General features: G+C 50.9%; 12 protein-coding genes. 1 reads left to right on the plus strand and 11 read right to left on the minus strand.

Annotated elements, in window-relative coordinates:
• Positions 1-9: 9 nt before the first annotated feature.
• Both SYMBAF_RS13125 and SYMBAF_RS13130 read right to left on the minus strand, forming a co-directional pair.
• Positions 10-891, minus strand: a complete 882-nt coding sequence (locus tag SYMBAF_RS13125; RefSeq protein WP_040089239.1) for a Hachiman antiphage defense system protein HamA — start codon at positions 889-891, stop codon at positions 10-12.
• Between the two features lie 169 nt (positions 892-1,060).
• On the minus strand, positions 1,061-2,518 hold the full coding sequence (locus tag SYMBAF_RS13130) for a tyrosine-type recombinase/integrase (protein ID WP_040262846.1): 1,458 nt from the start codon (positions 2,516-2,518) through the stop codon (positions 1,061-1,063).
• A gap of 159 nt (positions 2,519-2,677) precedes the next feature.
• On the opposite strand from SYMBAF_RS13130, the gene mutS reads away from it, so the two are divergent.
• Complete coding sequence (mutS, locus tag SYMBAF_RS13135) at positions 2,678-5,239, plus strand: DNA mismatch repair protein MutS (protein WP_040262900.1); 2,562 nt, start codon at positions 2,678-2,680, stop codon at positions 5,237-5,239.
• Between the two features lie 81 nt (positions 5,240-5,320).
• Here mutS and rpoS read toward each other — a convergent pair whose 3' ends face one another.
• The 9 genes from rpoS to cysC form a co-directional block, all read right to left on the minus strand.
• On the minus strand, positions 5,321-6,319 hold the full coding sequence (gene rpoS, locus SYMBAF_RS13140) for an RNA polymerase sigma factor RpoS (RefSeq protein ID WP_040262844.1): 999 nt from the start codon (positions 6,317-6,319) through the stop codon (positions 5,321-5,323).
• A gap of 53 nt (positions 6,320-6,372) precedes the next feature.
• Positions 6,373-7,329, minus strand: coding sequence for a murein hydrolase activator NlpD (nlpD, locus tag SYMBAF_RS13145; protein WP_040262842.1), 957 nt, complete (start codon positions 7,327-7,329; stop codon positions 6,373-6,375).
• Between the two features lie 313 nt (positions 7,330-7,642).
• A complete protein-coding gene (locus SYMBAF_RS13150; protein WP_040262840.1) occupies positions 7,643-8,269 on the minus strand; it encodes a protein-L-isoaspartate(D-aspartate) O-methyltransferase in 627 nt (208 codons plus the stop codon).
• Entirely contained in the window at positions 8,263-9,027 is a 765-nt protein-coding gene (gene surE, locus SYMBAF_RS13155) for a 5'/3'-nucleotidase SurE (protein WP_152609009.1), read from the minus strand. The genes SYMBAF_RS13150 and surE overlap by 7 nt, the downstream gene beginning before the upstream one ends.
• Complete coding sequence (truD, locus tag SYMBAF_RS13160) at positions 9,005-10,051, minus strand: tRNA pseudouridine(13) synthase TruD (RefSeq protein ID WP_040262836.1); 1,047 nt, start codon at positions 10,049-10,051, stop codon at positions 9,005-9,007. Before truD ends, surE begins: the two co-directional genes overlap by 23 nt.
• 4 nt (positions 10,052-10,055) lie before the next feature.
• The gene (ispF, locus tag SYMBAF_RS13165) at positions 10,056-10,529 is read right to left on the minus strand and encodes a 2-C-methyl-D-erythritol 2,4-cyclodiphosphate synthase (RefSeq protein ID WP_040262835.1); all 474 of its coding nucleotides are present in this window, start codon (positions 10,527-10,529) and stop codon (positions 10,056-10,058) included.
• Between the two features lie 10 nt (positions 10,530-10,539).
• Entirely contained in the window at positions 10,540-11,247 is a 708-nt protein-coding gene (gene ispD, locus SYMBAF_RS13170) for a 2-C-methyl-D-erythritol 4-phosphate cytidylyltransferase (RefSeq protein WP_040262833.1), read from the minus strand.
• A gap of 3 nt (positions 11,248-11,250) precedes the next feature.
• The gene (ftsB, locus tag SYMBAF_RS13175) at positions 11,251-11,571 is read right to left on the minus strand and encodes a cell division protein FtsB (protein WP_040262831.1); all 321 of its coding nucleotides are present in this window, start codon (positions 11,569-11,571) and stop codon (positions 11,251-11,253) included.
• A gap of 307 nt (positions 11,572-11,878) precedes the next feature.
• Complete coding sequence (gene cysC, locus SYMBAF_RS13180) at positions 11,879-12,508, minus strand: adenylyl-sulfate kinase (RefSeq protein ID WP_040262829.1); 630 nt, start codon at positions 12,506-12,508, stop codon at positions 11,879-11,881.

Raw genomic sequence — 12,508 nt, forward strand, 5'->3', positions numbered from 1 at the left:
TCCTCGTTATTAAAACTTCATCGCCTGTTCAACTAACTCAATCTTTTCTTTCAACTTTGCAATATCTTCAAAAGGAAAAAGGAAAAACACTAATTTGATGTTGGAGTCTTTTGGCCAGCTTTTTTTATATATATCTTGAAAATGTTTAGTCAGTTCAGTTCCCAGCTCTGAGAGGAAAGGGTCTTGATTAATTATAACCTTACCTTTACCACAGCACTGAAGTATATATTTACTATCGTAAGTCAATAATACAGGGACGGCAATTTCGACTGAATCTAAACTTTTTCCACCATCAACATAGCTTTTCAATTGCAGGTAAAGATTTTTATCAAGTGTCTTATTTATCTCTATTTCACCACCTAATAATTTCAGTTCACTTGCTATTCTGCTTTTGTCGTTAAGATGCTCAGACAATGAACTTAGTGCTGATGAAATAGCTCCGCTGATGGATTGGTGAAATTTTGCCTCGCCTAGCCAAAGAGTAATTTTACCATTATCCACAGAGAAGTGAGCGCAATCAAATCCCTTTATCTGCTCTCTCGTTGTAGAACGTAATCTTGCTTTAGTTACGAATTTCGGAACATCATAGAAAATACTCAGAATTAAAAATAGCATTAACTCTCCATAATCTCCCTTTGCCTGTCGTCTGGCATCAGAGATTCGAGTAAAGCTGCGTTTATTGATCTCAGAGGGATCTAGCTCTTTCATTTCATCTGCTGTTAAGGAGAAGTAAGGGACAACATCTCGGATCAATCCAACCAAGTCATCTTGACGATACTTGCCATCAAAAAAATCCAGTGTAAATGTGTTATCATCAACACCAGATGAAGGTAGTCTAACTTCGTACTTAAAGATTTGGTTGTTGATTCTTATTTTTATTGAGTCATCCATATAATTCTAATCCTCATAAATTAACAGCAAAATAATTATCATGCTTAAATAATGAATGTTTTTAATCACAGAAAGGAACTATAATTTCTATCCCTGCTACTTTTTATGACGTAGGTATCAAAATTTCGTTGTTAGTCCCCATAGGCTCAAGCACTGCTTATGCTTTGTTCTATTGAACCTCTGGCAACGGCGGATACTGTGCTGAAGCTAACAATGTATTGTATAACTTAGGTGCTGTCATCAGCATGTGCAACTCAATCCGTTGAAGAGCTTCAAATACTCGTTCTTCGTCAGGTACCGCATATCTTTCTGTCGGGTCTGTAGTGTTGCGATGGTTTAGCAACCTTTTCACAACAGCATATGACGTAAGCTCTTCGGCTACACGCCCAAATGTTCGCCTCAAATCATGCATACCAAGTTTAGTAATACCAGCGTCGGCACAAATATACTCTCTCAAACTTTTACTGTCAGAGTAATGGCCGGCTTTGCTACGATTTGATCGAGCAGGGAATACCCATTTCTGTTTTTCTGGACGAGTTTCTGCTTCCTGAACAATGTCCCGTCTATCTTCTAAAATCCTCTTAACTGCATCGCAGATCGGAAGCTCATGATCATTACGGTTTTTAGTGTCGTAGAATCGAATCATTCGGCTTTCAAGATCAACATAACTGGTCGTTTTTGCTTCTTCATTGGTGATAGCTTCCCTCCAACACAAAGATGCTGTTTCTTCTTTTCTGGCACCTAACAGGACAGTCAGTAGAAGATAATCACAACCAAGGCGGTTAAAGCTTCTCTTATTGTGTAATGCAGTCAAAAACCTACCTAAGGTGTCTTTTGGAGAAAGCGGATTTCTAACACCTTTAGCACGATAGCTATCCTCAAGCTCAGAACGAGTCCTGAACTTCTTCTGAACTTTCAAGATAGAGAATGGATTGTAGGACAAAGAGGGTTGTCGTTGCTGGGTCTGAGCATTCCCTGCTTCAATCTCGATTGCGTGTTTTACAGCAACGTTAGCCCAGCGGAATGTTTGCTCTGCGGCCGTCCTTGCTCTACTTGCGATTTCATCAAACTTGCGAAGAATTTCATTGCCTGTTAAATCCTTCACTCGAAGCCCTGACCATTCAGAAAGCCTGTTTTCTGCTTTGCTCAGCACATTAAGTGTGTTGGGTTTCGCTGGTTTAGATCTACCCATCAAATGATTTCTGTATTGAGCAAAGACTTCGCTGATAGTGAGTTCAGAAGCCTCTGTTTCTCGCTTGATTCTATTGGGATTCCTCTTTGTTGCGATCATGGTCTGAACCAACTGTCGGGCTACTTCACGAGCTTGATCGATATTCGGAAAATCAGAAACATTGCCAACTTTTACTTTGAGCACAGAACTAGGTTTCTTACCTTCACTCACACTACGATCACCGGAAGACACTCTTCTCTGGATTACATACGTTTTTTTCGTCAAACTGACCTTCACACCAAAGCCAACTGGTGAGTCGCGGTGGTCATCAAAAACTATGTAAGGTTTATGCTCTGGGTTTGCTTCGAAAACGACTTTTCCCGCATGGTTAAGGGTGGGCTTCACACCAATGCTTAACTTATTGATAATAAAAGCCTGACTGAGAGTTGTTTTCAAAGTATCACCACTATTTGTAGCCCAAGAATGATTAGAAGGTAACCTATCACATTCTAGGCTACAAGTGAGCTACAAATTTATGGGTTTATGTGGATTTAAAGGGGATTTACCCGGGGCCACATGAGCACCTGTAAGAATAAAAAAATGAGTAAAATCAATATGAACGAAGACATTAACAAGGACTTCTCCAGCCATACGCCGATGATGCAGCAGTATCTTCGATTAAAAGCACAGCATCCCGAAATCCTGCTGTTCTACCGCATGGGTGACTTCTACGAGTTGTTCTATGACGACGCCAAACGCGCATCGCAATTGTTGGATATTTCCCTGACCAAGCGCGGAGCCTCGGCGGGTGAACCTATCCCGATGGCTGGCGTGCCGCACCATGCGGTGGAGAACTATCTGGCTAGGCTGGTGCAGTTAGGTGAATCTGTCGCCATCTGCGAGCAGATCGGCGATCCAGCCACCAGCAAAGGACCGGTCGAACGCAAAGTGGTTCGCATCGTCACCCCTGGTACCATTACCGATGAAGCGCTGCTGCAAGAGCGTCAGGATAACCTGCTGGCGGCGATCTGGCAGGATACTCGCGGTTTTGGCTACGCGACGCTGGACGTCAGCTCTGGCCGCTTCCGTATCGCCGAGCCGCAAGATAGTGAAACCATGGCAGCAGAGTTACAACGCACCAACCCTGCAGAACTTCTCTATCCAGAAAACTTTGAACAGATGGCGCTGATCGAACAGCGTCACGGCCTGCGCCGCCGCCAACTGTGGGAATTTGAGCTGGAGACTGCGCGCCAGCAGCTCAATTTGCAGTTCGGTACCCGCGATTTGATCGGCTTCGGCGTTGAGCAGGCGCATCGGGCACTGCGCGCCGCTGGCTGCTTACTACAATATGTCAAAGATACCCAACGTACTTCACTGCCACATATTCGTGGCATCACTATGGAACGACAGCAGGACGGCATCATCATGGATGCTGCCACACGTCGTAACCTAGAACTGACCCAAAACCTGTCCGGGGGTAGTGAAAATACACTGGCGGCGATCCTCGACCATACCGTGACACCCATGGGTAGCCGCATGCTAAAGCGCTGGCTGCACATGCCGACCCGCAACATCAACGTGTTGAACGATCGCCAGCAGGCCATTGGCAAGCTGCAAGATCTATATAGCGATTTGCAGCCTTCGCTGCGACAGGTTGGCGATCAGGAGCGCATCCTGGCGCGTCTGGCGCTACGCACCGCCCGTCCACGCGACCTGGCACGTATGCGCCACGCTTTCCAACAGTTGCCGGACATTCGCGCATTATTGCAAAATGTGGATACACCGCATGCGCAACAGTTACTGTCGCAGGTTGGTCAATTCGATGCGTTGTTGGATCTGCTGGAACGGGCGATAGTCGAATCCCCACCAGTGCTGGTGCGCGATGGCGGTGTTATTGCCCCTGGCTACAATAGCGAACTGGACGAGTGGCGCGAACTGGCGGACGGTGCCAGCGACTATCTGGATCGACTGGAAATCCGCGAGCGTGAAAAGTTGGGGCTTGATACTCTAAAGGTGGGCTTCAATGGCGTGCACGGCTATTACATTCAGGTCAGCCGTGGACAAAGCCATCTGGTGCCAATCCATTACGTACGCCGTCAGACGCTGAAAAACGCCGAGCGCTATATCATTCCTGAACTAAAAGAGTATGAAGACAAGGTTCTGACTTCCAAAGGCAAGGCTCTGGCGATCGAAAAAAACTTGTACGACGAGCTGTTCGATCTACTGCTGCCACATCTGGCGGAGTTGCAGCAAAGCGCTGCTGCACTGGCCGAGCTAGACGTGCTGACCAACCTGGCCGAACGCGCCGATACCCTACACTATGTTTGCCCCACGATGAGCGAACAACCGGGGCTTCACATTACCGAAGGCCGCCACCCGGTAGTGGAACAGGTGCTGAGCGAACCTTTCATCCCCAACCCGCTGTCACTGTCGCCACAGCGCCGTATGCTGATCATAACTGGCCCCAACATGGGCGGTAAAAGCACCTATATGCGCCAAACGGCATTGATTGTCCTGATGGCGCACATTGGTAGCTATGTGCCAGCCACTAAAGCCCATATCGGCCCAGTGGATCGCATCTTTACCCGCGTTGGTGCTGCGGATGATCTAGCCTCAGGCCGTTCTACCTTTATGGTGGAGATGACCGAAACTGCCAATATCCTGCACAATGCTACCAAGCACAGCCTGGTGCTGATGGATGAAATCGGCCGGGGCACCTCTACCTACGATGGTCTATCACTGGCCTGGGCGTGCGCTGAAAATCTGGCCAACCGCATCAAAGCCATGACACTGTTCGCTACCCACTACTTCGAGCTGACCACCTTGCCGGAGAAAATGGAAGGCGTGGTCAACGTGCATCTGGATGCACTAGAGCACGGCGACACCATCGCCTTTATGCACAGCGTGCAAGACGGTGCAGCGAGCAAGAGTTACGGCTTGGCGGTTGCAGCACTGGCCGGTGTACCGAGCGATGTCATCAAACGCGCACGTCAAAAACTGCGTGAATTAGAGTCGCTCTCCCACCACACCGCCGCTGGCACCGTTGATGCAACTCAGATGACGTTGTTGGATGAGGAAACCTCACCCGCAGTGGCAGCGCTGGAGGCATTGAACCCAGATTCACTATCGCCGCGTCAGGCGCTAGAGTGGCTCTATAAGTTGAAAAACATGATGTGATCCGTCATGGATCGTAGACATAAAAAACGGTGAGTGTCATGCTCACCGTTTTTATTTGCTAGGGTCAATCGTCTACGTTCGTTATTCGCGGAACAATGCCTCAATGCTAAGCCCCTGCGTCTGTAAAATTTCGCGCAGGCGGCGCAACCCTTCAACCTGAATCTGACGCACACGTTCACGCGTTAGACCAATCTCCCGGCCTACATCTTCCAACGTTGCCGATTCGTAGCCCAGCAGACCAAAACGCCGGGCCAGCACTTCCCGCTGTTTGGCATTCAGCTCAAATAGCCACTTGACGATGCTCTGTTTCATATCATCATCTTGCGTGGTGCCTTCAGGCCCGTTGTCTTTCTCGTCGGCCAGAATATCTAGCAGCGCTTTCTCTGAATCACCGCCCAATGGCGTATCAACCGAGGTGATACGCTCATTGAGACGCAGCATACGACTAACGTCACCGACTGGTTTGTCGAGTTGCTCCGCAATCTCTTCAGCGCTCGGTTCATGATCCAGTCTGTGAGAAAGCTCGCGCGCGGTGCGCAGGTAGACATTAAGCTCTTTGACGATATGGATAGGCAGGCGGATGGTACGGGTTTGGTTCATAATGGCCCGTTCAATCGTCTGACGTATCCACCAGGTTGCATAGGTGGAGAAACGGAAACCGCGTTCCGGGTCAAACTTTTCCACTGCGCGGATCAGACCAAGGTTACCCTCTTCAATCAGATCCAGCAGTGCCAGGCCACGGTTGCTGTAGCGGCGAGCAATTTTCACCACCAAACGAAGGTTGCTTTCTATCATACGACGGCGGGATAGCACATCACCGCGCAGAGCACGCCGTGCAAAATAAACCTCTTCCTCTGCGGTAAGCAGGGGGGAATAGCCGATCTCACCCAAATAAAGCTGTGTCGCATCCAATACACGCTGGGTAACACTTTGAGACAATAGTTCTTCTTCTGCTAAATCATTCTCGCTGCTCTCTTCTTCTAACAGCGCTTTTTCATCAAATGATTCAGCTTCAGTTCCATTTTGGTCGAAATCCGTATCATCATGTAACTCGTTAACTTGTAGCGTATTTTGGCTCATAAGTGGCTCCTACCCGTGATACCGCGAGCAGAACACAACGTATTCTGCTCATTCTATCGCTGCGGAAGATAATGCAGCGGGTTTACGGATTTCCCCTTGTAACGAATTTCAAAATGCAAACGTACTGAACTGGTTCCGGTGCTACCCATGGTGGCTACTTTTTGACCCGCTTTCACTTCTTGTTGTTCCCGAACCAGCATTGTGTCGTTGTGAGCGTAGGCACTCAGGTAATCATCATTATGTTTGATGATGATTAGATTGCCGTAACCCCGTAAAGCATTGCCTGCATACACTACGCGACCCTCGGCGGTAGCGAAGATAGGCTGCCCAGCGGGGCCGGCGATATCGACTCCTTTATTCCCACCTTCTGATGAGGAAAAGTTATCAATAATCTTACCCTCAGCCGGCCATCTCCAACTGCTTATCGACGCGGTGCTGCTCACAGGTGGAGCGGCTGCCGGGGCGATAACAGGAGACACTGCGCTCCCAACTGCTGCGGATAATACATTTTGTTTATCCGAATCATTAGAATACGCGTTAGTTGAGTAAGAATCAACCATTGCAGTTTGCATCTGGTTGCTGGATGGCGGTTTGGGAACGCCCCCTTTGGTGGCATCGGTTGCCACCAGCATGCCACCGTCTCCGTTGGCAGAATCATTACCAAGTTGAATACTTTGGCCTACATTCAGACTGTAAGGTTCGGGAATATTATTGCGCTGTGCCAAATCCCGAAAATCGTTACCGGTGATCCAGGCAATATAAAATAGTGTATCCCCGCGCTTGACGGTATATGTATTACCGCTGTAGCTCCCTTTAGGAATCGACTCGTAGCTGCGGTTGTAAACAATGCGGCCATCAGAGCTAGCCTGCTGGCCGCCGACATTACCAGATGCAGCGGCTCCATCACCGCCCACGCTGCTGATGGGGGCTGGTGTCGATGTATTATTCGTACAACCCGCCAGCCACCAACTTAACAACATACACACCGCAACCCGGCGTAAATTCATCATTGGGATCCCCGTGCTCATGTTTCCCCCACCACAGCAATATCAGCGATGTATCCAACATTCCCTTTACATCGTAGCCGAGCTTTTATCTCTTTCTCAATTTCTGCGATACAAAGAAGTTCCCAGCCGCTCCCTAAACGCCAGGTGACCTTCTGCCAGAACATCAAAACAGCGCGCCAATGCTAATCAAATTAGCGCTGCCGCACCATAAGACAGGCAATTTTATTGAAAATCAGTCTTATTGAAACAATAAAACCTTATCCAAAGGTGATGAAAGTGCAACAGATCGCGCAGACGATGGAAGACCGGAAAATCGCTAGGCCAGTTCACCTCTTACCAGTGGCACAAAGCGCACCGCTTCAACGCTGTCGATGGCAAATTCATTGCCACGACGTTGGATACGTTTGAGGGTTTGAGCTTGTTCCCCCAGCGGTAGCACCAGCATGCCACCATCGTCCAGTTGTTCCATTAACGCCTGCGGAATTTCCGTCGGCGCAGCGGTGACGATAATCGCATCGAATGGGCCACGCGATGCCCAACCCTGCCAACCGTCACCATGGCGGGTAGAGACATTATGAAGATCGAGCTGTTTCAAACGGCGCTTGGCCTGCCATTGCAGGACTTTAATGCGTTCAACGGAGCAAACGTGTTGTACTAGATGTGCCAGAATGGCGGTTTGATAACCGGAGCCAGTGCCAATCTCTAGCACCCGTGAGGTGGGCTTCAGGTTCAGCAGTTGGGTCATCCGCGCCACCATATAAGGCTGTGAAATAGTCTGGCCTGAACCGATAGGCAGCGCGGTATTTTCATAGACCTTGTGTTCAAACGCCTCGTCAACAAAACGTTCACGCGGCACAGCCTCGATCGCCTGTAGCAACCGTTCGTCCAGTATTCCCTGCTGGCGTAGCTGCGTCAGCAAAGTTTGCATACGCTTGTTCACCATTCCCCGTTAACCCTTGCATTGGTTAACCATGTTTTCACGACCTCCTGAGCCGTGTAAGCGGTTACATCCACCTGTAGTGGCGTTATCGCCACATAGCCCTGTTCAACCGCCGCGAAGTCGGTATCTGGCCCGGCATCAAACTTATCACCAGGTGGCCCAATCCAATAGAGGTTCTGCCCACGCGGATCTTGCTGACAAAACACCTTATCGGCGGGATGGCGGCTGCCACAGCGGGTCACGCGGATGCCTTTGATCGCTGCCAGCGGCAAATCAGGTACATTGATATTCAGTATTTTTCCCGTACGCAGCGGCTCACGCTGTAGCGCCCGTAGTATGCGGCAGGTAATAATAGCGGCAGTTGTATAGTGCTGCTGGCCGTTCAGTGACACCGCCAGCGCGGGCAAGCCCAAATGACGTCCCTCCGTGGCAGCCGCCACGGTGCCGGAATAGATAACGTCATCGCCGAGGTTGGGGCCAGCGTTGATACCTGAAACCACGATATCTGGTGCAGGTTGCATCAACGCATTAACGCCCAGAAATACGCAGTCGGTCGGCGTACCCTGCTGCACAGCAATATCGCCGTTGGCCAACGTCAAGGTGCGCAACGGCGACTCCAGCGTCAATGCATTGGAAGAACCACTGCGATTGCGATCCGGTGCGACCACTTGTACATCGGCAAATTCCCGCAGCGCCGCCGCCAGCACCTGAATGCCTGGCGCGGTAACGCCATCATCATTACTCAGCAATATCCGCATCATTACTATCCTGCTGCATGATTTCGCGAACAACGCTGGTGGCGAAACAGCCTGCGGGCAACCAGAAGCGTAATTCAACGGTGACATCATCCCACCAATTCCACCGCATACTTTGCGGCTGCAACAGTAGGGCCTTGCGAGCGGGTTCAACACGCTCGCGCCTTAAAAGCGTAAGCAAATCCGGCTGTTCCGCTAAGCATTGTTGTTCAAATTTTAAAGCATCCCCAGCGGTGCCTGGTTCGCCGTTCCCCGGTAACGGAGCAGTGATGGTTAACTCACCAGCATCCAGACGCTGCTGGAGCGTCTCTAACTCGTCTACTTTGGCAATGAACCAGCTACCGCAGCCACTGAGCTGTAGGGCATCGCCCGCCAGCACGGTACGCGACAGGCCATCAGCCAGACGGCGACTGACAATATGATTGAACAGCGCACTGCGGCTGGCGGAAAGATAGAAGCTGCGCTTGCTGCGCTCCTTGACGCGAATTTCGTCATTGGCCCAACGCCGCGCCATCACCAGGTTATTGCCGCCGCGACCGAAACGCTGGCTACCAAAGTAGTTCGGCACACCGCCGCTGGCAATCGCCCGCAAGCGCCGTTCAACGTCATCACCATCGGAAATTTGACGCAATATCAGCGTAAAGGCATTGCCTTTCAACGTGCCGATGCGCATTTTGCGCAGGTGACGGGCGCAAGCCAACACTTCGCAGCCCTCCAGCGCAAACTGCGAGAAATCAGGCGTTTTCTTACCCGGTAGATGCAGGCAGAACCATTGTTCAGTCACCGCATGGCGATCTTTCAGCCCTGCGTAACCGACGGAGCGGGCATGAATGCCAGCGAAGCGCGCCAGGTGATCCGCCACGAACTGGGTGTTGCAGCCTGTTTTGCGGATGTTAACCAAAACGTGTTCGCCTTCGCCGTCCGGCTCAAACCCCAACTCCTCCACCACCATGAAGTCTTCTGGGTTCGCTTTCAACATGCCGATACTCTGTGGCCGGCCATGCAGCCAGGTCAGATTGGCCATATCCATGCAGCTATTCCTTGATCAGTAAAGCGACGGCTTCGCAGGCAATGCCTTCGCCGCGCCCAGTAAAACCGAGCTGTTCGGTGGTGGTGGCCTTGACGTTAACATCGCCTATATGGCATTGCAGATCTGCTGCCAGGAAAATACACATCTGCGGGATGTATGGAGCCATCTTCGGTGCCTGGGCAATAATGGTAATATCCAGGTTGCCCAAGTGGTAACCTTTGGCGCGGATACGCTTCCAGGCTTGGCGCAACAGTTCGCGGCTATCTACGCCCTTAAACGCCTGATCAGTATCAGGGAACAGCCTACCGATATCCCCCAACCCCGCCGCCCCCAATAGGGCATCCGTCGCCGCATGCAGGGTAACATCACCGTCTGAATGGGCTAGTAAACCGTTTTCGTAAGGGATGCGAACGCCACCGATCACCAGCGGCCCTTCGCCACCGAATTTATGTACGTCAAAACCGTGACCGATACGCATACTGCGCTCCTTAGTTGTCCAACTGAGTCAAATAAAACGCGGCCAGCGCCAAATCCTCTGGCCGAGTTACTTTAATATTGTCCGAACGCCCACTCACCAGCAACGGATGATAACCACAATACTCCAGCGCCGATGCCTCGTCAGTGATAGTCACGCCTTCATCCAACGCACGTTGCAGGCAATGCTTGAGTAACGCCAGCGGGAACAACTGCGGCGTCAGCGCATGCCACAGCTCCTGGCGTTCAATGGTATGGGAAATGGTGCCTAGGCTAGGCTCAGCACGCTTCATGGTATCGCGCACTGGCGCGGCGAGAATGCCGCCAACTTTACTGTGTTCCGTGATTGCCAGTAAGCGTGCAAGATCGTCGGCGTGCAAGCAAGGGCGCGCAGCATCATGTACCAACACCCATTGCGCCTCACCCGCCAATTGCAGGCCAGCCAGCACTGAATCAGCGCGCTGCCGACCACCAATGGTGACACTTACCCTGGGATCAGCGGCAATCGGTAACTGCTCAAACTGTTGGTCTCCAAGGCTAATAGCGACTATGACCCGTTGAATGCGCGGATGGCGCAGCAACGCGTCGATGGCGTGTTCAAGAATGCTGCGGTGGCCGATGGTTAAATACTGTTTCGGGCAATCAGCCTGCATGCGGCTGCCAATACCGGCAGCGGGCAGGACAGCAGTGACCGATGGCAAGGTTGTCGCGGGATGATTCATGCGCTATTTTTGCACGTTGGTCTGCGAAGGGGGAACCGCGTAGCGTTTGTATTGGTCGGAAACCAGACGATAGAAAGTTTCACCAGGCTTGATCATGCCCAGTTCATTACGCGCACGCTCTTCGAGCGCTTCCTGGCCCTCATTCAAATCGTCAATTTCGGCAAACAACAGATCGTTACGCGCTTTCAATTTAGCATTGTTGCCCCGTTGAACCACAATGTCTTCATTGACTCGCACATAATCGTGAATACCATTTTTGCCCAGCCACAGTGAATACTGTAACCAACTGAGCAAGGCCAGCAATAGCAGCGTAAGTTTTCCCATCCCCGTCCCCTGAAAAACCGCCTAATCATCCCACAACTTTTCGTTGGACTCTACACTGAGAGCGGCTTTTCAGCACCAATTTAGCCCACAGATAAGTATTTCCTGCGTTTAAAAGCGAAGAGCCTATCCCATTAGGCTATTTTATTTGCCATTTTGGCTGGGCAGTGCTCACCCTCCTCATGGACTCCCTATACACGCCGGTGGTTGCGCGCTGTCCTGATCCAAACTGGCTGCAACAATGTTACACCTACTGGGATGGGTTCTTAACGTAAAAGCCTACGGTGCAAACACCACAGGCTTTTTGAATTCAGGGTTCGATAATAGTCTTATCACGCAGTACGTATAACAATTGCGCAATCGAGTTTGTTACCAATTGTTGGCCATCCAAACGAATATCAGGCTGTTGCGGTGCCTCGAAAACCGCATCAATTCCGGTGAAACTTCGCAGCTCACCGGCGCGCGCTTTTTTATACAATCCCTTCGGATCGCGCGCTTCACAAATTGCCAGTGGGGTATCAACAAACACCTCGATAAAGCTCGCAACGTCGAACATTTCGCGTATTTTTTGCCGTTCGTCGCGGTGGGGTGAAATGAACGCCGTCAGCACCACCAGCCCGGCATCGACCATCAGCTTGGCCACTTCGCCGACCCGGCGGATATTCTCCCGCCGGTCATCGTCAGAAAAGCCCAGATCACCACACAGGCCATGGCGCACATTATCGCCGTCCAACAGATAGGTACTGATACCCAGCGCATGCAACGCCTGTTCCAACGCACCAGCAACAGTGGATTTTCCCGAACCGGACAGCCCGGTAAACCACAGCAGCGCACCCTTATGGCCGTTGCAGGCTTCACGATCTACTCGTGTCACCGCATGCGGGTGCCAAACTACATTCTTGTCGTCCGGCCCTGTCGGCCGTAGATGGATAGCGGCCAT

The sequence above is a fragment of the Serratia symbiotica genome (assembly GCF_000821185.2).
GTDB lineage: Bacteria > Pseudomonadota > Gammaproteobacteria > Enterobacterales > Enterobacteriaceae > Serratia > Serratia symbiotica.